The organism is Streptomyces avicenniae (assembly GCF_000719135.1).
GTDB lineage: Bacteria > Actinomycetota > Actinomycetes > Streptomycetales > Streptomycetaceae > Streptomyces > Streptomyces avicenniae.
On the sequence record NZ_JOEK01000002.1, the window covers coordinates 60,733 to 81,932 of the forward strand.

Annotated in this window: 24 protein-coding genes, 1 pseudogene and 1 riboswitch; of the genes and pseudogenes, 9 read left to right on the plus strand and 16 right to left on the minus strand. The window is 73.7% G+C overall.

The features are described from left to right. The first annotated feature begins 65 nt into the window (after positions 1-65). On the plus strand, positions 66-743 hold the full coding sequence (locus tag IF27_RS04310) for an N-acetylmuramoyl-L-alanine amidase (RefSeq protein WP_110945537.1): 678 nt from the start codon (positions 66-68) through the stop codon (positions 741-743). Here the strand turns inward: IF27_RS04310 and IF27_RS30845 are convergent. The 4 genes from IF27_RS30845 to IF27_RS29940 all read right to left on the minus strand — a co-directional run bounded on the left by IF27_RS30845 (position 736) and on the right by IF27_RS29940 (position 3,343). Beyond that, complete coding sequence (locus IF27_RS30845; RefSeq protein WP_190232800.1) at positions 736-912, minus strand: hypothetical protein; 177 nt, start codon at positions 910-912, stop codon at positions 736-738. The genes IF27_RS04310 and IF27_RS30845 overlap by 8 nt on opposite strands. 40 nt (positions 913-952) lie before the next feature. Continuing rightward, positions 953-1,579: a hypothetical protein gene (locus IF27_RS04315; RefSeq protein ID WP_052847982.1), complete on the minus strand. Its 627-nt coding sequence runs from the start codon at positions 1,577-1,579 to the stop codon at positions 953-955. Beyond that, on the minus strand, positions 1,576-2,184 hold the full coding sequence (locus IF27_RS04320) for an RNA polymerase sigma factor (RefSeq protein WP_052847983.1): 609 nt from the start codon (positions 2,182-2,184) through the stop codon (positions 1,576-1,578). The genes IF27_RS04315 and IF27_RS04320 overlap by 4 nt, the downstream gene beginning before the upstream one ends. Positions 2,185-2,257: 73 nt before the next feature. After that, on the minus strand, positions 2,258-3,343 hold the full coding sequence (locus tag IF27_RS29940; protein WP_110945538.1) for a peptidoglycan recognition protein family protein: 1,086 nt from the start codon (positions 3,341-3,343) through the stop codon (positions 2,258-2,260). 340 nt (positions 3,344-3,683) lie between these two features. Between IF27_RS29940 and IF27_RS04335 the strand changes: the two genes are divergently transcribed. Then, complete coding sequence (locus IF27_RS04335; protein WP_110945539.1) at positions 3,684-4,619, plus strand: endonuclease/exonuclease/phosphatase family protein; 936 nt, start codon at positions 3,684-3,686, stop codon at positions 4,617-4,619. A 272-nt stretch (positions 4,620-4,891) separates the two neighbouring features. Here the strand turns inward: IF27_RS04335 and IF27_RS04340 are convergent, their stop codons facing one another. Genes IF27_RS04340 through IF27_RS04350 form a run of 3 tightly spaced genes read right to left on the minus strand, consistent with a single transcriptional unit; the run spans position 4,892 to position 6,619 of the window. Next, the gene (locus IF27_RS04340; RefSeq protein ID WP_190232801.1) at positions 4,892-5,185 is read right to left on the minus strand and encodes a hypothetical protein; all 294 of its coding nucleotides are present in this window, start codon (positions 5,183-5,185) and stop codon (positions 4,892-4,894) included. A gap of 14 nt (positions 5,186-5,199) precedes the next feature. Continuing rightward, positions 5,200-5,586 carry a hypothetical protein gene (locus IF27_RS04345; protein ID WP_052847986.1) on the minus strand — a complete coding sequence of 129 codons (387 nt, stop codon included), beginning with the start codon at positions 5,584-5,586 and terminating at the stop codon, positions 5,200-5,202. A gap of 43 nt (positions 5,587-5,629) precedes the next feature. Beyond that, complete coding sequence (locus IF27_RS04350; protein ID WP_052847987.1) at positions 5,630-6,619, minus strand: NAD-dependent epimerase/dehydratase family protein; 990 nt, start codon at positions 6,617-6,619, stop codon at positions 5,630-5,632. 479 nt (positions 6,620-7,098) lie between these two features. Between IF27_RS04350 and IF27_RS04355 the strand changes: the two genes are divergently transcribed. Further along, positions 7,099-7,608, plus strand: coding sequence for a tetratricopeptide repeat protein (locus IF27_RS04355; protein ID WP_190232802.1), 510 nt, complete (start codon positions 7,099-7,101; stop codon positions 7,606-7,608). Here the strand turns inward: IF27_RS04355 and IF27_RS04360 are convergent. After that, complete coding sequence (locus IF27_RS04360; RefSeq protein WP_052847989.1) at positions 7,589-8,137, minus strand: TetR/AcrR family transcriptional regulator; 549 nt, start codon at positions 8,135-8,137, stop codon at positions 7,589-7,591. The two genes, IF27_RS04355 and IF27_RS04360, sit on opposite strands and share 20 nt — an antisense overlap. A 180-nt stretch (positions 8,138-8,317) precedes the next feature. Between IF27_RS04360 and IF27_RS04365 the strand changes: the two genes are divergently transcribed. Together IF27_RS04365 and IF27_RS04370 are read left to right on the plus strand one after the other, a co-directional pair. Beyond that, on the plus strand, positions 8,318-9,256 hold the full coding sequence (locus IF27_RS04365; RefSeq protein ID WP_052847990.1) for an SDR family NAD(P)-dependent oxidoreductase: 939 nt from the start codon (positions 8,318-8,320) through the stop codon (positions 9,254-9,256). A gap of 151 nt (positions 9,257-9,407) precedes the next feature. Then, positions 9,408-9,611 (plus strand): hypothetical protein, encoded by a 204-nt coding sequence (locus IF27_RS04370; protein WP_190232803.1) that lies wholly within the window; start codon positions 9,408-9,410, stop codon positions 9,609-9,611. A gap of 3 nt (positions 9,612-9,614) precedes the next feature. Here the strand turns inward: IF27_RS04370 and IF27_RS04375 are convergent, their stop codons facing one another. The 5 genes from IF27_RS04375 to IF27_RS04395 form a co-directional block, all read right to left on the minus strand. After that, a complete protein-coding gene (locus tag IF27_RS04375) occupies positions 9,615-9,806 on the minus strand; it encodes a hypothetical protein (protein WP_052847992.1) in 192 nt (63 codons plus the stop codon). A gap of 255 nt (positions 9,807-10,061) precedes the next feature. Further along, complete coding sequence (locus IF27_RS04380; RefSeq protein WP_110945604.1) at positions 10,062-10,643, minus strand: GNAT family N-acetyltransferase; 582 nt, start codon at positions 10,641-10,643, stop codon at positions 10,062-10,064. 131 nt (positions 10,644-10,774) lie between these two features. After that, positions 10,775-11,248 (minus strand): Dps family protein, encoded by a 474-nt coding sequence (locus tag IF27_RS04385; protein WP_052847993.1) that lies wholly within the window; start codon positions 11,246-11,248, stop codon positions 10,775-10,777. 80 nt (positions 11,249-11,328) lie between these two features. Then, positions 11,329-12,120 (minus strand): enhanced serine sensitivity protein SseB C-terminal domain-containing protein, encoded by a 792-nt coding sequence (locus IF27_RS04390; protein ID WP_052847994.1) that lies wholly within the window; start codon positions 12,118-12,120, stop codon positions 11,329-11,331. Between the two features lie 92 nt (positions 12,121-12,212). Continuing rightward, positions 12,213-12,980, minus strand: coding sequence for an enhanced serine sensitivity protein SseB (locus IF27_RS04395; RefSeq protein WP_052847995.1), 768 nt, complete (start codon positions 12,978-12,980; stop codon positions 12,213-12,215). Between the two features lie 82 nt (positions 12,981-13,062). Beyond that, positions 13,063-13,154: riboswitch (glycine riboswitch) on the plus strand. 190 nt (positions 13,155-13,344) lie between these two features. Between IF27_RS04395 and gcvT the strand changes: the two genes are divergently transcribed. The 4 genes and pseudogenes from gcvT to IF27_RS04415 all read left to right on the plus strand — a co-directional run. Beyond that, positions 13,345-14,469 carry a glycine cleavage system aminomethyltransferase GcvT gene (gene gcvT / locus IF27_RS04400; RefSeq protein ID WP_052847996.1) on the plus strand — a complete coding sequence of 375 codons (1,125 nt, stop codon included), beginning with the start codon at positions 13,345-13,347 and terminating at the stop codon, positions 14,467-14,469. A 24-nt stretch (positions 14,470-14,493) separates the two neighbouring features. Beyond that, positions 14,494-14,880: a glycine cleavage system protein GcvH gene (gene gcvH, locus IF27_RS04405; RefSeq protein WP_052847997.1), complete on the plus strand. Its 387-nt coding sequence runs from the start codon at positions 14,494-14,496 to the stop codon at positions 14,878-14,880. Positions 14,881-14,893: 13 nt separating this feature from the next. After that, complete coding sequence (locus IF27_RS04410) at positions 14,894-16,276, plus strand: L-serine ammonia-lyase (RefSeq protein ID WP_052847998.1); 1,383 nt, start codon at positions 14,894-14,896, stop codon at positions 16,274-16,276. A 479-nt stretch (positions 16,277-16,755) separates the two neighbouring features. After that, positions 16,756-17,526 (plus strand): annotated as a pseudogene (locus tag IF27_RS04415) (helix-turn-helix transcriptional regulator); the annotation flags it as partial. 93 nt (positions 17,527-17,619) lie between these two features. Here the strand turns inward: IF27_RS04415 and IF27_RS31425 are convergent. Genes IF27_RS31425 through IF27_RS04430 form a run of 3 tightly spaced genes read right to left on the minus strand, consistent with a single transcriptional unit; the run spans position 17,620 to position 21,102 of the window. Continuing rightward, on the minus strand, positions 17,620-19,116 hold the full coding sequence (locus IF27_RS31425; protein ID WP_052847999.1) for an FAD-binding oxidoreductase: 1,497 nt from the start codon (positions 19,114-19,116) through the stop codon (positions 17,620-17,622). Next, positions 19,109-20,380, minus strand: a complete 1,272-nt coding sequence (locus tag IF27_RS04425) for an MFS transporter (RefSeq protein ID WP_052848000.1) — start codon at positions 20,378-20,380, stop codon at positions 19,109-19,111. Before IF27_RS04425 ends, IF27_RS31425 begins: the two co-directional genes overlap by 8 nt. Beyond that, positions 20,377-21,102, minus strand: a complete 726-nt coding sequence (locus IF27_RS04430; RefSeq protein ID WP_052848001.1) for an SDR family oxidoreductase — start codon at positions 21,100-21,102, stop codon at positions 20,377-20,379. Before IF27_RS04430 ends, IF27_RS04425 begins: the two co-directional genes overlap by 4 nt. Between the last annotated feature and the right edge of the window lie 98 nt (positions 21,103-21,200).

Sequence of the window (21,200 nt, forward strand, 5' to 3'; positions counted from 1 at the left end):
GATTCTACGAGCCGGGGTGGAACCCTCGGCAGGTGGCGAGCGTTGAAGGGGGTCGGGAGGACACGATGGGTGAACATGCGGCTACGGACCGGCGGTCCGGCGGCGGGGGGCCGGGGCGGCGGCGTCTGCTGATCGCGGGCGGGGCGACGGCCGCGGTCGGCGTGGGCGGATTCCTGGGCCGTGACGCGCTGGAGCGCTGGTGGTGGCAGTACGGCGCCCCGGCCGTGCCGCGTACGGAGGGCGAGGTGGAGCACGAGGGCGCGGAGTGGGTGCCCGCCTCCACCGCCAACTACCGGCGGGCGAGCCGCCCGCGGGACTACGGCGTGGACCGTGTCGTGATCCACATGCCTGAGGCGACGTACGACATCACCCTGCGCGTCTTCCAGGACCCGTCGCACGGCGCCGCGGCGCACTACGTCGTGCGCTCGGGCGACGGGCACGTGGCCCAGATGGTGCGCGAGCTGGACGTGGCGTACCAGGCGGGGCATCAGGCGTTCAACGAGCGCAGTGTCGGCATCGAGCACGAGGGCTGGGCCGACGACCCGTCGTATCTCACGGACACGATGTACGAGTCGTCGGCCCGTCTCGTCGCCGGGATCTGCGCCCGCTACGACATACCGGTGGACCGGGAGCACATCGTCGGGCACAACGAGGTGCCGGACGTGGTCCGGGTCTGCCCCGGGCCGCACTGGGACTGGGACCGGTACATGGCGATGGTGCGGTCGGCGGCGGGCGTCAGCTGAGCGTGCCGAGCCTGGTCAGCTCCTGGGCGCAGCGCTCGGCGTCCGCCTCACGTTCGAAGAGGGCGGCCCTGAGGTGGTGGGTGTCAGGGTCGGGGACATGGGCGAGGTGTCCCTCGTCGGAGACGACGTACCAGCCGCGCTCCTCGCTGTGCCGTGCCTCGTAGCGCATGGGACCACGCTAGCGGCAGGGCACGGGGCCGCGGGCGATGTCAGACGTTGTCCGGCGGGATGCGGAACAACCGCGGTGGCTCCACGACGGGGCCGCAGGGGCCGGGGTCGCTGTCGAAGAACTCCAGTGTCACGCCGGTCTCCCGCAGGTCGTTCGCGCCGATGACGGCGACGTCCCCGGGGAGCAGCTGGAAGGTGAAGTCCACCAACGGAAGCCGGGCGTCGTAGTCCTCGCGCGATTCCCACGGCGGGATGACGGTGGGTCTGTCGATCAGGCCGCGCCGCGGGTCCTCGGCGCCGGGGTCGGCGGGGTCGTGCTCGGGCCACGAGCACATGGTGCCGGGCGGCGCCGGGTTCAGGGTGACGTCGATCCCGGCGGCGGCCAGGTCCTCGGCGAAGTCCTCCGGGGAAATCTCCATGCCGATCCCGTCGAGGAAGCTGAGCGAGACCGTGCCGTCGTTCTCCGTCTCGATGGCGTACGCGGCCGGGGCCGTGCCGCCGGGGAAGAGGAGGACGCCGCCCGTGACGGCCGCCACGGCGGTGGCGCAGGCGGCCAGGCGCACGGGCAGGCGTCGCGTACGGCGCACGGGTGCCGGGTCCTCGGCGGCGGCGAGGTGGACCTCGCGCTGGAGTTCGGCCAGCAGGCGGTCCTCGAACGTGGCGGTCATACGGTGCTCCTGGGGGTGACGGCGGAGGTGGCGCTCCGGCGAGGTGGCGAGGCGGGCTCCCGCGTGAGAGCGGTGAGGGACTTGCGGGCGCGGTGGAGGCGGACCCGCGCGGTGACCGGGCGGAGCCCCAAGGCGCGCGCGGCCTCCGTGACGGTGAGCTGGTCCACGGCGACGAGTTCGAGGACGGCCCGTTCCCCCTCGGGCAGTTCCGCCATCGCGAGGAGGGCGCGGCGGCCCTCGTTCTCGGCGACGAGCCGTTCCTCCAGGCGCGCGATGTCGTCCGGCTCCAGCAGCCTGCGTCCGGCGATACGGGTGCCGAGGGACTTCTCCCTGGCGGCACGCCGGTGTTCGGCCGAGACGGTGTTGCGCGCGATGCCGTACAGCCACGCGGTCTCGCTGCCGCGCGCGGCGTCGTACGTCTGCGCCGAGTCGATGACGGCGAGGAAGACCTCGGCCGTCAGGTCGGCGACGGTGTGCGGATCGTCCACGCGGCGGGCCAGGAAGCGCGTCACCGCTTCGACGTGCCGCCGGTAGAACTCCTCGAACAGCGCCGGGTCACGAGCCACGGCGGCCGGACCGCCGCGGCTCGTGCTGGGTATCTTCACGCGGGGGACTCCCGTCCTCGTCCTGCTGACACACGTACTTGGCAGGAGGGCGGGAGAACGTTACGCCCGCAGGTCAGGTGGGCCAGTAGAGCGACTCGGCGCGCGCCCAGTCCACGGTGAGGGGCCCGTCGCCGTGGTGCAGCACCTCGACGCGGATGCGGCCCTTGTCGGTGGAGGAGATGAAGCCGGTCCACGCGTAGGTGAAGTGGCCGTCGCCGCCGTCGTGCACCGGCGAGTTGATCGGCATGCTGCCGGTGCGCTCGTACTTCCCGTCCGCGTCGGCGCGGTACTCGGCCAGCCGGATCTGGAACTCCTGGCCGCGCTCCAGGCCGACCACGCGGACGCCGACCGACGCCGTGTAGCGGCAGGAGCCGAACAGGATCGAGGGCTCGGCCTCCTTGTCCACCCACTTCTTGCCGTCGTGCTTCCGGTTGAACTGGAGCGTCGTCCAGGTCCCGGGCGGAACGGTCCTGACGTAGTCGGTGGTGCCGTAGACGGACCACTCGGGCATCTCGTCCTCCTCGGCGGGCGCGCCGGGGCTCCACCCGGCGTCGTGCTTCAGACGTTCGGCCACCCGCGCCCGGACGTCCTTCATGGTGATGCCGGGGCCGCGGGGGTCGATCTTGCCCGGCTGCCACTCCAGGTGGCCGATCACGCTCGTGTCGCCGTCCTTGCCCCAGCCGTGCGCGCGGCACAAAGCGGCGCTCGCCCGGACGGTCGCCTCGACCTGGGCGGCGGGCCACGGGTCCTTGTTGTCGCCGAGGTTCACGCACTCGAAGCCGTAGAAGTGCGTGTTGCCGTCCGCGTCGGTCTGGTTGTCGGCGGGGAGTGCCTTCTCGGCGATGACGGCGTCCAGGACGTCCCGGTCGCCCGCCCCCGCGTGGTTGGCTCGGCCGTGGCCGACGAGGTAGACCGTGCCGTCCTTGGCGATCACCCCGTGGCACAGCGGCCCGGGGAGGTCGGACCTTCCCCCGTAGCAGAGGTCAACACTTCCGGCGGTGCCGGTGGTGACGGTGTGGTGCACCATCACGCCGTGCACGGGACCCCAGGACCCCACGCCGTTTCGATTGTTCGTTCGCCAATTCTTGTGTTCGACGACTTTTACTCCCTCGTCCTTGAGGGCCTTGAGGAGTTTGTCGGCGGAAAGCGGAGAGGCCATGTCGCGAAATCCCCCGATCGTCAGGTGCGTGCCGCCGTAAGAGATGTACGGGGTGGCGCGCCGACGTGCAAGGCCGCCGGTCCGGCGCCCCCTACGATGATTGTCCAATCAACCGTTCTTTCCCGGTAGTTGGCACCGGGAACGGGAATGTGAAAATGCCTGGGGCGGCCGGTGAATTCAACACGGCGCCGCCACACGGGATTTCGCGGCGCCGCGGCATCGGCTATTCGCCGGGCGTTCGGCGGGGCGTCGCCCGGCCTACCCGGGCGGCACACGGACGGCGTCCAGAGTCGTCGGCGCGACGGTAAGTCACCCGCACGTGCGAAGAGAGGAACCACCCATGGCTGTGACACGACGGGGCGTACTCGGAGCGACGGGCGCGGCGGCCGGGCTGCTGGCGATGGCGGGCACGGCGGACGCGTCCGGCCCGCGCGCCGGTGAGGGCGCCGGGCGCCGCCCGCTCATCGGCGAGGCGCCGGGCGACCACCTGCACGTCATGTCGTACAACATCCGCTACGACGCCAACGCCGCTCCGGGAAGCCCGGACTCGTGGACGGACCGCCGCCCGGTGCTGGCCGAGTTCCTGAACCGGGAGCGGCCGACCGTGCTGGGCGTGCAGGAGGCGCTGTACCACCAGGTGAAGCAGGTCGCGGCCGATCTCCCCGACCGGACCGACTGGATCGGCCTGGGCCGCGAGGGCGGCGGCCGGGGCGAGTACATGGCGGTCTACTACGACACGCGCCGCCTGGAACCGCTCGACTACGACCACTTCTGGCTGTCGGACACGCCGAACGTGATCGGTTCGGCGTCCTGGGGCAACTCGGTCGTACGGATGGTGACCTGGGTGCGCTTCCGCGATCTGCGGACGGACCGTCAGTTCATCCACGTCAACACCCACTTCGACCACCAGTCCGAGAACGCGCGGCAGCGCTCCGCCGCGCTCGTCCGCGACCGGATCGGCGGCTTCGACCCCGCCCTGCCCGTCGTGCTGACCGGCGACTTCAACACCCCGGCGGAGACGTCGGAGTCCTACCGCGTGCTCGTCACGGACGGCGGGCTGCGGGACGGCTGGACGGCGGCCGAGCGGCGGCTCACCCCGCAGTGGGGCACGTTCCCCAACTACCGCGACCCGGTGGAGGGCGGCGACCGGATCGACTGGCTCCTCGTCAACGACCGCGTGCGGGTGCGGCGCGCGGCGATCAACCCGTACCGTTCGCGCGCGGGGCGCCAGCCGTCCGACCACGCGCCGGTCCACGCGCTCGTCCGCCTGGTCTGAGCGGGGCTGCGGGCGGCCCGGCGGGGCGTGCGTTCCCTCGAACGAGGGGTTCGCGGAAGAAAAATGTTGTCTTCGGCCTCCTTCGGGTAAGCGCATGGATACCCCCCACGGACCCCGGGCGGGCCGCCGGATCTTCGATCCCCCCCACCGGCGGACGCGCCCCGGTCCCGGTCCTCGCCTCGCGGCGGGCCCCGGGACCCCACGGGTTCCCCGCCCGGCGGCCCCACGGCCGCCGGGCGTCGTGCGTCGTGCGTGTCAGGCGGCGCGGCACGTCAGAGGTCCAGCCCCCACAGCACCCCGCGTCCGTCCGCCGCGGCGCGGCGCGCGAGGTCACGGAGCACGGCGAGCGGCGGCGGGCGGCCGTCCAGTGCCTCGGCCAGCAACCAGGACTCGTCGGGGTCGAGCCAGCCGTGGATGCCCTCGAAGCCGTCGGGACCTGCCCGCCGCCAGGCGTCGCCCCGGTTCTCCAGCCACCCGAGGAGCGTCCTGACGTCCTCGTCGTCCACCGACCGCTCGTGCGGCCCGGTGGGGAGGGCGAGGGTTCCGGGGAGGGCGGCGTTCCCCATGAACACGCCGCCGCTCAGGCAGGTTTGTACGACCAGCGTCCGGAAGAGGGCGCACAGGTCCGACCAGACGTCGTGGTCGCGGGGCAGTGTCCACCGGTCGGCGGGCTCCCCTCGCGAGGCCGGGGCGGGTCCCCGGCGTTTCGGGCGGGGGCGGGCCGGGGGATCAGCGCGGCGGGCAGCTCGGCCGCGAGGTCGGGGGCGGCCATCAGACCGGCGGTCGCCTCCCGCAGCCAGGGTGTGAAGCGCGGCACGGGCCGCGACCGCGCCCCGTCCCCGTCGTTCCAGACCGCCTCCACCCACGGCTCGGCCTCCCCCGCCGCGTGCAGCCGACGCATGGCAGGGACGACGTCCCGCCGGAACCGGCGGTGGTCGAAGAGGTAGGCGACCGCATCGACGATCATCTCCCCGGCTCCCCCGCTCCCCGGCCGGGACGGGCCCGCGCGCTCACGCCGCCGGGGCGGCGCCCGCCTGCCTGGCGAGCCAGTCACCGTACCAGGCCACCGTCGCGTCGATCGTGTCGGCGAGCGGCGTCGCGCGCACGCCGAACGCCTCCTCGAAGGCGGAGGAGTCGAGGATCTGCGGCTCGGTGTGCTGGTAGAACATCTCGGCGTACTCGGCCATGAACACCTCGTCGAACGGGCCCACCGGGCGCGGCTCCGACAGCACCGCGACGGTGAGCGGGCGTCCGACGCGCGCCTCGATCAGCGCGAGGACCTCGCGGGTCGTCAGGGCGGGGGCGGTCGGCAGGTGCCAGACGCGGCCGTCGCCGTCCGGCCGCTCGCCGAGCGTGGCGAGGCCGGTGGCGACGTCGCCGATGGCCGTGTAGCTGTGCGGCAGGTCGATGTCGCCTATGCCCATGACCTCGCCGCCGGTCAGCGCGGCCGGGAAGACGGCCCCGCCGAGGGTGGAGGTGAGGACGCCCGGCCCGACGAAGTCCGCGGCCCTGCCCATCACCGTCCTGACGTCGCCCGCGCGGTGCGCGGCGAGGTAGGCGGTGTCCAGGTCGGCACGCATCCGGCCCTTGCGCGAGGTCGCGCGCCAGGGGGTGTCCTCGGTCATGGGCTCCCCGCCGGTCTCGCCGTACGGGTAGAGCGTGTCGAGCACGACGAGGCGCGCGCCGGTCGCGGCGACGGCGGGCAGCAGCGCGCGCTGGATGGCGGGCAGGACGGTGGTCTGGAGGTGGTAGGGCGCGTTGGCGCAGTGGTGGACGACCGCCGCGCCCTCGACGGCGGCGCGGGCCCCGTCCGCCGAGGTGAGGTCGGCGGCGGCACGGGTGACGCCGGGCAGCGCGGGGCCGGTGCCGGAACGGTTCACCAGCCGCACGGCGTGGCCCCTGCGGGCGAGTTCGACGGCGAGCGCGGTCCCGGCGGGCCCGGCGCCGAGGACGGCGTGGAGCGTGCCTCGGGCGGCGGCGCGGGCGGTGGGAACGGTCATGGTGCACCCCTTCACGAACGGATCGGCGCGGCCCCGTGCCGCGCGGCGGGATAGCCGCTCGCTTCTGTTAGAGACTCTAACTTCAGAGATCGGCGATCGCAAGAGCGATGACTGCTTGGCGTCGCTCCGCCGCGAGGCGACAACCGGGCGGAGGTGCGAGGGAGGCGGCTAGGGTGCGGACGAGGAGAGGGGGGCAACGACCGTGCGGTACACCCACGTTCCGGCCTGCCGCTGGCGGCGGACAGGCGCCGGGTACGGGGCTGCCGGTTCGCCTGCCGCGAGCGGGACGGCGGAGCGGGCGAAGGTAAAATTGAGCAAAATCGCACCCGCACCCCGCTAAACCCGCAGGTCACTTACTCTGCTCCCCGCACACGCGAAGGTGTTCCCGACCACGGCTACGCCGCCGCAGTTGCTGCCACCTACTTCCCCGCACACGCAGGGTCGCCGAGACACGGCCGATGGCCTGGAAGGGGAAGCCGGTGGAGGGCCTGATTGCCGTGGACGGTCGGGGGCGCATGGTGCCCGGCGACCGGGTGGCCCTGGCGCGGCACGTGGCCCGGCTGCTCGACGGTTCGCCGAGCGCTCGCGACCTCCGGCAGGCGGGCGTGGGCGCGCTCGTGCTCGGCGAGTTCGAGCGGGCCGCGGAACTACTGCGGCGGGCGCTGGAACTCGCGGACGCGCGCGAAGTGGTCGCGGCGCACGTCAACCTCGGCGACCTGCATCGCTATCAGGGCGACACGGACACGGCGGAGCCGCACTACCAGGAGGCCCTGCGGCTCGCGCACGCCGGGCAGCCGGGGCTCGTCCACTTCTGCCTGCAACACCTGGGCAAGCAGCGGACCGACCAGGGCAGAACGCCGGAGGCCGTCGCCTTCCTGCGGGAGGCGCTGCGGCTGCGCCGCGCACTGGGCGACCCGGCGCTCGTCGCGGCGACCGAGGACGCGCTGCGACTGGCCGAGGCGCGCCGGGTCAGACGGCCCGGGGCCTGAGCCCGTCCATCAGCAGGTCGAGCAGCCGCCCCGCCTGGGCCCGGCCGCCCGGGGCCGCCGCGAGGCCGACGCCGCTGACCCCGACGAGCAGATCGACCGGGTCCACGTCGCCGCGCACCACCCCCGCCTCCGCCCCGGCGGCGAGCAGGGCGGTGACCGCCTCGTCGAGCCGTGCGCGGCTGGTGGCGTACGGGTCGCCGCCGGACGCGATCACCGCGCGCAGGGCGTCGGCCATGCCCTGCTTGGTCGTCATGTAGTCGATGAACTGGTCCATCCACACGCGCAGGGCGCGGTCGGGCGGGAGTTCGGCGAGCAGGCCGGGGACGGCGTCGCACAGGCGGGCGAGTTCGTTGCGGTAGGCCGCCTCGATCAGGGCCTCGCGGGTCGGGAAGTGGCGGTAGAGCGTGCCGATGCCGACGCCCGCCTCGCGCGCGATGGCGTCGAGCGTCACCTCGGGCCCCTGCTCGGAGAAGGCACGGACGGCGCACTCCAGGAGGCGGGCGCGGTTGCGCTGGGCGTCGGCCCGCATCGGGCGGGCGGCATCTGGGGACGGCACGTCACTCCTCGGGCGGCTTGCTTAACGGAGCCTCCTCCGGTTACCGTCGGGAAGCGATAACGGAGGCGCCTCCGGTTCGTACGGGTTCCATCGTACCGGCCGGTCCAGAACAGCGCGCCGCCCCGTACCGAGCGATCCGGAAGGACCCGCAGCGTGTCCACCCTTCTCACCACCCCCTTCTCCGCCACGTCCACCGCCGACGAGGTGCTGGCGGGCGTCGAGCTGACCGGCCGCCGCGCCGTCGTCACCGGCGGCGCCTCCGGCATCGGCGTCGAGACCGCCCGCGCCCTGGCGGCGGCGGGCGCCACCGTGACCCTCGCCGTCCGCGACACGGCGGCGGGCGAGCGGACGGCCGAGGCCATCCGCACGGCCACCGGCAGGCAGGACGTGACGGTCGCCCCTCTCGACCTGGCCGACCAGGCGTCCGTCACCGCGTTCACCTCCGCCTGGGAGGGGCCGCTCCACATCCTCGTCAACAACGCGGGCGTCATGGCCTCGCCCGAGGCCAGGACCCCGCAGGGCTGGGAACTCCAGTTCGCCACCAACCACTTGGGCCACTTCGCCCTGACGACCGGCCTGCACCGGGCGCTCGCCGCGGCCGGGGGCGCCCGCGTGGTGTCCCTCAGTTCGAGCGCGCACCTGATGTCGGCCGTCGTCTTCGACGACATCCACTTCCGCGAGCGCGCGTACGAGCCGTGGGCGGCGTACGGCCAGTCGAAGACGGCCAACGTCCTGTTCGCCGTCGAGGCCGCCACGCGGTGGGCGGACGACGGCGTCCTCGTCAACGCCGTGATGCCCGGCGGCATCAGGACCCGGCTCCAGCGGCACGTGGACATGGCGGCCCTTGAGGCGATGACGGCCCAGCTCACCGACGACGTGCCCGCGTGGAAGACACCCGAGCAGGGCGCGGCCACGTCCGTGCTGCTCGCGGCGTCGCCGCTGCTCGACGGTGTCGCGGGGCGCTACTTCGAGGACTGCAACGAGGCCGCGTCGGCCCGGCCCGGCGCCATCCGCGGCGTCGCCGCCCACGCCCTCGACCGGGACGCCGCGTCCCGGCTGTGGCAGGTCTCGGTGGACACGCTCGCCGCGTAAGTCCCTTCCGCCACCGGGCCGTCAGGCTTCGTGAGTGGGCGGGTAACGTTACGTGCGGAAGCTGTGACGGAACCTGCCGCGGCCTGGTTCGCCGGGGCGCGGAGCGGGACGCTGAAGGCGCCCGGTGATCCGCGCGAACGAGGGGGACGGAATGGCTGAGACAGCGGACGAGTGCCCCGGACCGCATCGGCAGTGCCAGGCGTGCACGGGGCAGCGCGTCGAGTTCCGGGAGACCCTGTACGTGCCCGCGTCGGGCCCGGGGCAGGGCGTGGCCGCGCCGCACCTGTGCTGGCACTGCAAGGGACGCGGGTACTACTGCCAGGCGCTGCTGCGCTGCACCCCGCCGCACGAGTGACCGTCAGACGGCGAGCCGACGTACGACGTCCGCGTCCCAGCCGGTGAGCCGCGCGACCTCGGCCTCGGCCGCGCCACCCGGCACCTCCTGCATCAACCTGACCGCTTCGGCCCGTACGTCCTCCCGCGCCGCGACGACGGCGTCCTCGGCCTCACGGCAACGCTGCACGGCGAGTTCAAGCTTGGCACTGTCCATGCACTCCACGTGCCCGGCCCGCAGCTGAGCAATCAGCTGCGGGCACGGGGGCGTTGGCCGGGCCGACGCCGACGCCCGCCCGGGCAACTGCCATCCCCGCGGGTACGGGGAGCAGTAGAGGGGCCAGCGGGTGGCGAAGCCCGGCACGGGAACATCCCCGCGCATACGGGGAGCAGGAGCCCGGCCCAGCCTGTGCTGGCGCCGTGCCGGGAACATCCCCGCGCATAGGGGGAGCAGAGCAAGTGACCTGCGGGTTCATCCGTGGTCAGGTGTCACTTTGCTCATTTTACCTTCGCCGCCCCCGACGCCCGAGCCCGTGGCGCCGGGTGCGGCAGCCGTCCCCTCCTTCGTCGGCACGGGGAGCCAGGCCGTCACCGCGGCGCCCTCCCGCGTCGGGGCGATGCCCCGGGACGCCAGGAGGCGCAGCACCGCCGCGTTGTCGGGCGTCGTGCTCACGAACACGGCCGTGAAGCCCGCCGCGCGGGCCTCGGACAGCAGCCCGGCCAGCACCGCCGCCCCCACGCCCGCGCCCCGCCGCGAGCGGCCGATCCACACGCCCGCCTCCGCGCCGTCCGCCCGCCCCTCGACCGGGCACAGCCGCGCCGCCCCGACGACCGTCTCCCCCGCCACGACGGCGTACGTACGCTCCACCGGCTCGTCCGCCAGCGCGCGCGACCGGTGGAACCCCAGGAACGCAGACCGCCGTTCCGCCGTCCACCCCGGTGGCCCGGCCACCTCCGGCATCACCTCGCCTGGCGCCGCGTCCGCGACGGCGGCGTCGAGCAGCAGCCGCAACAGGCCCTCGTCCAGCGGCCTCAGCCGTACGTCGGTACGCATGCCGCCCATCGTCCCACCCGGGCCGCGAACGCCACCGAAAAGAGTGAGCAGCCGTCCCCATCCGCACAGATGCCCCCGCCATCCCCTCGTCACGGAGGGGGGCGGGGGCTTCTCCTGGCGACCGACCGGGCTCAGACGGCGTTCTCCGCGCGGAACATCCAGGCGTGCTTCTCCAGGTCCTGCGTGACCGCGATCAGCAGGTCCTCCGACACCCGGTCGGCCTCCGCGACCTCGGCCATCCGTTCCCGCATCCGCACGACGACCGCGCCCAGCGCGTCCACCATCGTGCCCACGGCGTCCGTGTCCCGCTGCCAGCCCTCCGGCGCCTTCGCGATCCCCGTCCCGGCGGCCACGGTGCCCGCCCGGCCGTCCGGGGCGATGCCGAGGGCCGCGGCCCGCTCGGCGACCGTGTCGGAGTGCGTACGCGCCGAGGCGACGACCTCGTCCAGCTGGAGGTGGACGGAGCGGAACCGGGGACCGATGACGTTCCAGTGCGTCTGCTTGGCGACCAGCGAGAGATCGACCAGATCGACGAGCGCGCCCTGGAGCGCCTCGCCGACCGTCTTGAGCGCGGCGTCCGGCAGTGTGCTCTTCACGGCGTCCATACGACGTCCCCTTTCGAGGTGATGTGTCCTACCTCGCTGCGGCTACCCCGGATGCGCGGACGAAACCGGGGGCCGGGGCGTCAGTACGGGCGCGGGTAGCCGTAGCCGCCCGGCCGCGGGTCGGCGCCGTCAGGACCCGGCACAGGACCGGCGGCCCCCGCGGGCGCGTCGCGGTCGTAGAACGGCCGGGTGTTCGCGCGCAGCCACATCGCGACCGGGTCGTAGCCGTCCGCCATGGCGACGGTGCCGACCGGCAGGCCGTCCGGCACGGCGGTGATCGCCTCCAGCATCATCCGCCGCACCGCCTCGGCGGTCCGCTCGCCGGGGTCGTCCACGTCGAGCCCGATGACGAGGTACGCCTCGCCCAGGGCGGGCTGCACCCAGGCGCGCCGCAGGCTGCGGACCACGGGGGTGCGGCCCGCGTGCGTGACGAGCTGCGCGTAGAACGCGTCCGCGCGCACGCCGGGTTCGCCGATGCGCAACGGCCCGGCGGGCAGCCGGTCGAGGCCCCCCGCTATCCGCCGCAGGTCGAGCCAGGGGATGCCGATGCCGCCGCCGGGGGCGTGGGGGTTGAGCCACAGGCCCCAGTGGTCGGGGTAGAGGGCGGCGGCGATGTCGATGCCGCCGACGACCTCGTGGGCGCGGTTCCAGCCGCTGGCGGCCAGCTCGCGTTCCGACGTGACGCAGGGCGCGTAGCCGTGCCCGGCGACCTCGACGCTGCCGTACTGCGCCTCGGGTTCGCCGGAGCGGCCGTGCCACAGCAGCATCCACACGTCGGTACGGGCGAGGGCGGCCAGCAGTTCCTCGTACGCGTCCAGGCGGTCGGCCGTGATCCGGGGAAGCAGCTCCTCAACGCCTTGCACCGCACTCACTCGGGCCTGTCCTCCTCGCTCTCGGCTGCGGCGCGCGTGCCGGGCACGGCTGCGCGTGAGGTGTGCCACCGCGTGGGAAGGTCTCCTGCGCCTCAGACATCGCGGTCGTAGAACGGCTGCACGCACGCCCGGAGCCAGTCCACCACAGGGTCGTCGGCCGCATCCAGAAGGACCAGTTGTACCGGCCAGACGACGGGCTGCCGGGCAAGGGCGCGGCCGAGCGCGTCGTGGACGACGGCGCGCTGCGTCTCGTCCAGTGTGTCCATCTCTATGCCGACGAAGAGGGACGGTGCCGCGCCCTCGGCGCTGGCCAGGCCGCGCCGTGCGGTGCGCACCGGCGCGAGGGCGGACAGCTCGCCCGCGACGGCGCGCAGGAAGTCGATCGGGTCGTCCTGCCAGTCCGGCTGGAAAAGGCGCATCCGCGCGCCGCTGGGCACACCGGGCGTGCGCTCCCCGGGCGTGACGCGGCACAGCTCGGCGACGGCGACGGGCGGCACGGGGATGCCGACGGTGCCGCCGGGGTTGACGGCGACGCCGACGGCGGGCGGCAGGCCGCGCGCGAACTCCCAGGCGGGCGCGACGGCGAACGGGAGGTGGGAGGCGCCGCCCAGGTGCAGCTGCTCGGCCGAGCTGAAGACCGGCACGAACAGGCCGCCGTTCAGCTGGACCGTGGGCAGGTCGAGGTTTCTGCTCTCGCGGCTGCCGCCCTCGGGCAGCGGCACCCACAGGGCGCTGCGGGCGAGCACCTTGAGCAGTCTCGGGCCCGCGTCGGGCACGCCGAGGGAGGCGGCCAGCGCCTCTTCCAGCTCATTGCTCGGCCAGCCGCCGCCGAAGCCGGGCCCCTGCCTGGGAACGGTCATGCACGCACCCTAACGGCTGTGCCCGTCCGGCCGTGCCCGCAGGTTCGTGCGATGATGTGCCGACAACCGCATACCGGCCGTTCGACCTCGCGCGGGAGAGTCCCCGCCGTGCCGGGGCGCCGAAGGAGCAAGTCCTCCCTTGAATCTCTCAGGCCCCGATACCGCGCGCGGAAGGCGAATCTGAAAAGCGGACCACCGCCCGGTGACGGGCGTGGGTCCCACCCACGGTGCAAGCCGCCGCCCACGGGCCGCAGGCGAACCTCTCAGGTGCAGACGACAGATGGGGAGGACCCGGGACGGGCGCCGTCCCGCCGTCCTCACCCCACCCATCCGCCGATCGCACGCGCACCCAGGGAGCGAGCCCATGACGGACGACATCCTCAGCAGGACCACCGCGCTGGACGCCACGCACCGCGCGCTGGGCGCGACCATGACCGACTTCGCCGGGTGGTCGATGCCGCTGCGGTACGGGAGCGAGCGCGCGGAGCACGTGGCGGTGCGGACGGCCGCGGGGCTCTTCGACCTGTCGCACATGGGCGAGGTGACGGTGAGCGGCCCCGAGGCGGGCGCGTTCCTGGACCACGCGCTGGTGGGCCACCTGTCGGCGCTCGCCGTGGGCCGCGCGCGGTACACGATGATCTGTGACGCGGCGGGCGGCATCCTCGACGACCTGATCGTCTACCGGCTCGCGGAGGACCGCTACCTGGTGGTGGCGAACGCGGCGAACGCCGCCGCGGTGCTCGCCGCCCTCACCGCACGCGCGGCCGACTTCGACGCCGACGTGCGCGACGACCGGGACGCGTACGCGCTGATCGCCGTGCAGGGCCCGCGCGCGCCGGAGATCCTGGGGCGGCTCACGGACGCGGACCTGGCCGGGTTGAGGTACTACGCCGGGCTGCCGGGGACGGTCGCGGACCGGCCGGTGATGATCGCCCGCACCGGCTACACGGGCGAGGACGGCTTCGAACTTTTCTGCGACCCGGCGGACGCCCCGGCGCTGTGGGCCGCGCTGACGGAGGCGGGCCGGGACGACGGCCTGGTCCCGTGCGGCCTCGCGTGCCGCGACACGCTGCGGCTGGAGGCGGGCATGCCGCTGTACGGGCACGAGCTGTCCCTCGCCACCACCCCGTACGACGCCGGTCTCGGCCGGGTCGTGAAGCTCGCGAAGCCGGGCGGCTTCGTCGGGCGCGCCGCGCTGGCCGCAGCGGCCGAGCGGGCCGCGGAGCGCCCGCCGCGGGTGCTCACCGGCCTGGTCGCGCGCGGACGGCGGGTGCCGCGCGCCGGGTTCGCGGTGGTGGACGCGGACGGTGCGGTCGTCGGCGAGGTGACGTCAGGTGCCCCCTCCCCCACCCTCGGCCGCCCGATCGCGATGGCCTACGTCGATCCCGCCTACGCCGCGCCGGGCACCGAGGGTGTCCTGGTGGACGTCCGCGGCACGCACGAGTCCTACGACGTGGTCGCCCTGCCGTTCTACCAGCGCCGGAAGTAGTCCCCGATCCAGGAGAATCAGCCCATGAGCAACCCCGAGCAGCTCCGCTACAGCAAGGAGCACGAGTGGCTGTCGGCCGCCGAGGACGGCGTCGCGACGGTCGGCATCACCGAGTACGCGGCGACGCAGCTGGGCGACGTGGTGTACGTCGAGCTTCCGGAGGCGGGAGCGGCCGTCACGGCGGGCGAACCGTGCGGTGAGCTGGAATCGACCAAGTCGGTCAGCGACATCTACTCCCCGATCAGCGGGACGATCACGGAGGTGAACCAGAACGTCGTGGACGATCCGGCGCTGGTCAACTCCGAGCCGTTCGGCGACGGCTGGCTGTTCCGCGTGCGCGCCGACGAGGCGGCGGGCGAGCCGGACGACCTGCTGAGCGCCGACGAGTACGCCACCTTCACGAGCGAGTGAACGGCTGACCGCGGTGGCGCTCTCCGCCTTCGACCTGTTCTCCGTCGGGATCGGCCCGTCCAGCTCGCACACGGTGGGCCCGATGCGCGCCGCGCGGCTGTTCGCGCGGCGGCTGCGGAGCGAGGGGGCGCTCGCCGCGACCGCCTCGGTGCGCGCCGAGCTGTTCGGCTCGCTCGGCGCCACCGGGCACGGGCACGGCACCCCGAAGGCCGTCCTCCTCGGCCTCGCGGGGCACGCCCCCGACACGGTGGACGTGGACCTGGCGGAGGCGGAGGTGGCCGCCGTGCGCGCGTCGGGCACGCTGCGGCTGCTCGGCGCGGAGCCGGACGGCGGGCACGCCGTGCCGTTCGCGCCGGACAAGGACCTGGTGCTGCACCGGCGGCGCTCGCTGCCCTTCCACCCGAACGGCATGACGTTCCGCGCCGCCGACGCGGCCGGGCGCACGCTGCGGGAGGCGACGTACTACTCGGTGGGCGGCGGCTTCGTCGTGGACGAGGACGCGGCGGGCGCCGACCGGATCAGGCCGGACGGCACCGAGCCGCGCCACCCGTTCCGCACGGGGGCCGAACTCCTCGCCCGCGCACGGGAGTCGGGCCTGTCGGTGTCGGGGCTGATGCTGGAGAACGAGCGGGCCTGGCGCGACGACGCGGAGATCCGGGCGGGCCTGCTGACGATCTGGGACGTCATGCGCCGCTGCGTCGAGGACGGCATGGCGCGCGAGGGCATCCTGCCCGGCGGGCTGAAGGTGCGCCGCCGCGCGGCGGCCTCGGCGCGGAAGCTGCGCGGCGAGGGCGACACGGCGGGGCGTGCCATGGAGTGGGTGACGCTCTACGCGATGGCGGTGAACGAGGAGAACGCCGCCGGGCGCCGCGTCGTCACCGCCCCGACCAACGGCGCGGCGGGGATCATCCCTGCCGTGCTCCTCTACTACATGCGCTTCGTGCCGGGCGCGGACGAGGACGGCGTCGTCCGCTTCCTGCTGGCGGCGAGCGCGGTGGGGATGCTGTTCAAGGAGAACGCCTCGATCAGCGGCGCCGAGGTCGGCTGTCAGGGCGAGGTGGGCTCGGCCTGCTCGATGGCGGCCGGGGGTCTCGCGGAGGTGCTGGGCGGCACGCCCGAGCAGGTGGAGAACGCGGCCGAGATCGGCATCGAGCACAACCTCGGCCTGACCTGCGACCCGGTGGGTGGCCTGGTGCAGATCCCGTGCATCGAGCGCAACGGCATGGCCGCCGTCAAGGCGATCACCGCGGCCCGGATGGCGCTGCGCGGCGACGGCCGCCACCACGTCTCCCTGGACCAGGCGATCCGCACGATGAAGCAGACGGGCGCGGACATGTCCGTCAAGTACAAGGAGACGGCCCGCGGCGGCCTCGCGGTGAACATCATCGAGTGCTGAGCGGCGACACCTTCTCTCGGCAGAACGGGTGCATTTTTTGCCGCAAATGAACACAGATCTAGATCAAGGTTGATCACTTCTGGCCAATTCCCCGGCCGGGCTGGACAGTAGGCGTCCCTCGGTCGGCGGACCGGCTAGCGTGGTCCCCCGCCGCGGCCGGACGGACGGCCCCGGCCCGGGGGCGTGCCGACGGCGTCGCGCGTCGGGGCAGGTGGGCACTGACGTGCACCCGGTGCCGCAACATATGACGCGGACATGGGGAGCCGGGCCCCGGCGCCGCGCCGGAACACTGCGGCGACCTCTACATTTTACCTGGATGAGGCGTCGGCAAAGAAGCGGCAAAGAGTGGTAACGAAAAAACGCGGGCACCGTGGCCTGATCGTCCCGACGGAACGGACCCGTCGTTCCCCGTGAATGGGCCGCGAGGTACGTTCGAGAAGGACGAGCTTTCCGTGCGGACCCACGAATTCGGGGGGAATATGGCGATCACCACGCAGCAGCGGAAGGAACTCGGCGCCTTTCTGCGCAACCGGCGCGAGCGGCTGACCCCGGAGGCGGCGGGCATCAGCGAGTCCTACGGCCGCCGACGGACGCCGGGGCTGCGCCGCGAGGAGCTGGCGCAGCTGGCCGGTGTCAGTGTGACCTGGTACACATGGCTGGAGCAGGCACGGAAGATCAAGGTCTCCCGGCAGGTGCTGGGCAGCCTGGCGCGGGCGCTGCGTCTGGACGAGACCGAGAGTTCCCATCTCTTCCGCCTGGCGGGCGAGGTCTCGCCGAGCAGTCAGGAACCCTGCCGCCGCGACCGGATCCCCGCGCAATACCTCGATTTTCTGGAACTTCAGGATCCGCTTCCGGCCTTCATTTCCAACGACCGATTCGACGTCCTCGCGTGGACGCACGGCTTCTGCGTCCTCTTCCCCTATTTCGAATCGCTGCCGCCCAGCCGCCGTAACAGCCTGGCCATGATGTTCGACAGCCGGGCCCGCTACCTCTTCCCCGAATGGGACAAGGACGCGATGGAGGCCGTCGCGCTGTTCCGCGCGCAGGCGGCCGACCAGCTCGTGCAGCCGGAGTACGCGAGCCTGGTGGACGAGCTGACGCGCGTCTCGGCCGATTTCCGCGACGTGTGGGAACGGCTCGACCTGGCGCCGTCGAGCCCGTCGGTCCGGCTGTTCGACCACCCGGTGCTCGGGCGCGTCGAGCTGGGCTACGTGAAGCTGCGGCTGGCCGCCGTGGACGCCACGCTCGTCGTCTACCAGCCGCTGCGCGACCGGCGGCTGCTGGAGCGCATCCGCGGGCTCGTGGAGGAGCGGATGCGCTCGCAGCTGGCGCGGACGCCCCGCTCAGCCGGGAAGTTCGACCGAGAGGGCGTGGTGGAAGACGTCCCGCGGGTCCCAGCGGGCCTTGACGCGTTGCAGCCGGGCGTAGTTGGACTTGAAGTAGAGCGCGTGCCACGGAACGCCTGACGTGTTCCAGCGCGGGTCGCGCAGGTCCACGTCCGGGTAGTTGATGTAGGAGCCGTCGGTCCGGTCCCCGGGGACGGGGACCCCGCCGGTCTCCGCGAAGAGGTCACGGTAGAGCGCCCTGACGCGCTCCACGTGCAGCGCGTCCGCACGCGCGTCGGCCCAGTAGGTGCCGAGGTAGCAGCGCAGCAGGGAGTCGCGCTGGGCGACCACCGTGGCCGCCGGGTCCACGGCGTTGACCTGCCTGCCGTAGGAGAACAGCACCACCGTGGTGTGGCCGGAGTAGCGCGGGTCCGCGAGGTAGCGGTGGAGCAGGGCGCCGTCGCCGCCGTCGAAGGGCACGCGGAGCTGGGCCCCCTTGCTCTTGGAGCGCGTCAGGGCGCCCCGGTTCTCGACGTCGCGGGCGGTGACCTGGAGCCAGGGCAGCGTCTCCCAGGACGTCCTGGCGGACACGCGGACGCCTTCGCCGACCGCGCGGAGGTAGTCGCCGAGGAGCCGTCTGGCGTCGGGGCGGCCCGCGTCGATCTGCGCGTTCAGCACCAGCCGTCCGACCGACCGTTGGTTGAGGTACAGCGCGCTGTAAAGGGACGCGTAGGCCGGGTCGGCGGTGTCCTCCTTGGCGTGCCAGGCGCCGTGGTTGGCGAGGAGGCGCAGGAAGTCGCCCTCCGTCAGCCCGTCCCAGTCCCAGGCGGCCGAGGCGAACAGCACCGTGGCGGGCGGTCGCGGGAGGAGGTCGGCGGGCCGGTGGCCTGGCGCGTCGGCCGAGCGGAACCAGAACCGCGTGACCAGGCCGAAGTTGCCGCCGCCCGCGCCGGTGTGCGCCCACCACAGGTCGTGGTGCGGATCGGCGGGGTCACGGCCCGCGACGACGGTGCGCGCCCCGCCGTCCGCGTCGGCGACCACCACCTCGACGGCCTCCAGGTGATCGACCACGAGGCCGTACCGGCGGCACAGGGCGCCGAAGCCGCCCCCCTGCACGTAGCCGCCCAGCCCGACCGACGGGCACGTCCCGGCGGGCAGCGCGACGCCCCACTTCAGGTACAGGTCCCGGTAGACGTCGCCCATCAGCGCGCCCGCGCCGACGGCGAAGGCGTGACGGTCCTGGTCGTACGCGACGCCGTCCAGCGCGGAGACGTCTATCACGGTGGTGACGGCCGGGTCGTCCACCAGCCCTTCGAGGCCGTGGCCACCGGCCCGCACCGCGAGCCGCTCCCCCCGGCGCACGGCCTGGGCGACGGCCTGCCGCGCCCCGTCCGTGTGCCGGGGGACGAGCACGCGCCGGGGGCTGCCCGCGAACCGCGTGTTGCGCGAGCGTGCCACGAGGGACGCGTAGCGGGCGTCGGCGGGGGTGACCTCGGAGAAGGCTATGTCAGGCATCGGTCGCTCGGACTCCCTTGCCGGAGGGGTGGTTTCTTCGGGTGCGCAGGGCGTGGCCGGTCACGAGCAGCAGCGCGAGCGCGCCGAACGCGCAGCCGAGGAGGGCGGACGCCGCCCAGCCCCCCTCGCGCCAGACGGGCCCCATCAGGGCGGAGCCCACGGCGCCGCCGAGGAAGTAGGACGTCATGTACGCGGTGGTGACCCGGCTGCGCTCCGACGCCTCGACCCGCTGGAAGACGGCCGTCTGGTTCGTGATGTGGGCGGCCTGGACGGCGAAGTCGATGAGGACGACGGCCAGGCAGATCATGAGCAGCGCGGACTGCCAGGCGGCGACACCGGCGAAGGACAGCGCGATGAGCGCGAAGGACAGGACGCTGACGGCCGTGGAGCGGCCCCGGTCGGCGTGGCGTCCGGCCAGGTTGGCGCCGAGCGCGCCCCCGGCGCCGAGCAGGCCGACCAGGCCGATGGCGGAGGCGCCGAAGTCGTAGGGCGGTTCTGCGAGCAGGAGCGGGACGGCCGTCCACAGCACGGTGAACGCGCCGAAGCCGAGGCCGCCGTAGACGCAGCGCCGCGCCAGCTCGGGGTGGTGGCGCACGAGTGCGGCGACGGAGGCGAGCAGCCGCAGGTAGGCGGCGGGGGTCAGCGGGGGCCGTTCCTCCTGCGCCGACCGGCGCGGGATGACCCGCCGCAGCAGGACCAGCACGCCGCACATCGCGGCGGCGGCGCACCAAAAGACGGCCCGCCAGCCCGCGACGCCGGTGATCAGCCCGGCGACCGTGCGGCACAGCAGCGCCCCGAGGATGACGCCGGTCATCACGGTCCCGACGACCTGGCCGCGGCGTTGCGCCGGGGCCATCCCGGCGGCCATGGGCACGATGACCATGGCGGCCACGCTGAACAGGCCGAGCGGGAGGAAGAGGACGACGAGCAGCGTGCCGCGTGCCAGCGGGATGAGCAGGAGGACGACGGCGGCGCAGCTGACCAGGACGCTGACCAGCCGCCGCCGGTCGAGGACGTCGCCGAGCGGCACGAGCGCCAGCAGGCCGAGCGCGTAGCCGAGTTGGGTCGCGGAGAGCGCGGGGGTCAGGGACTCGGGGCGGACGTCGAGCGAGGCGGCCAGGTCGGGCAGGATCGGCTGGAGGTAGTAGAGGTTGGCCACGCACAGTCCGCACGCGACGGCGAGGAGCAGCACGGTCGCCCGGCCGGAGGCCGCCGGCCGCGGCGGTGCCCCGGCCGGGGCACCGCCGCGGGCCGCCTGGGTCACAGCGTGCCTCCCCCGTCCACATGGACCACCGCGCCGGTGACGAAGGTGTTCTCCATCAGGTGCTGGACGCTGACGGCCACGTCGTCGGGGCGGCCGACCCGCGCGACCGGGGAGCTCTGGGCGGTCTGGGCGAACAGGCCCTCGCGCGCGTCGTCGGGGAGGAACGACCACAGCGGGGTGTCGATCAGGCCGCCCACCACGACGTTGACCCGGATCGGGGCGAGTTCGAGGGCCAGGGAGCGCCCCATCCCGGCGATGCCCGCGTTGGCCGCGGCCGTCGCGCTCATGTCGGGGTACGCCTTGAAACCGGCGGCGCCCGCGATCAGCGTCACCGAGCCGCCCGGCGTGATCTTCTTCCCGGCGTGCCGCACGGTCAGCAGCTGGCCGACGATCTTGGTGTCGAGCGCGGCCCTGACGTGGTCGAGCGACACCTCGTAGACGGAGCCGACGGCCATGTCGCCGGGGCACACCACCAGGTGGTCCAGGCCATCGACCGTCGCGAAGAAGGCGCGCAGGCTCTCCTCGTCCCGGACATCGACGACGCCGGTGGTGGCGCCGTCGATCTCCTTCGCCGCCTGGGCGAGCCGGTCCGCGGAGCGGGAGCCGATGTGGACCCGCGCCCCGGCGCCCGCCGCGCGGGCGGCGACCGCCTTCCCGATTCCGGAGGAGCCGCCGATGACCACGACGCGGGCGCCGGCGAGGGAGGAAGTGCTGGAGGTCACGCTTGTCTCCGGTTCATGAGTGCGATGTGGGGTGAACACCGCCCACGCTCGCAGCAGCACGAAGGGCCAGACAGGCAACGCCTGATGCTAGGTGATCC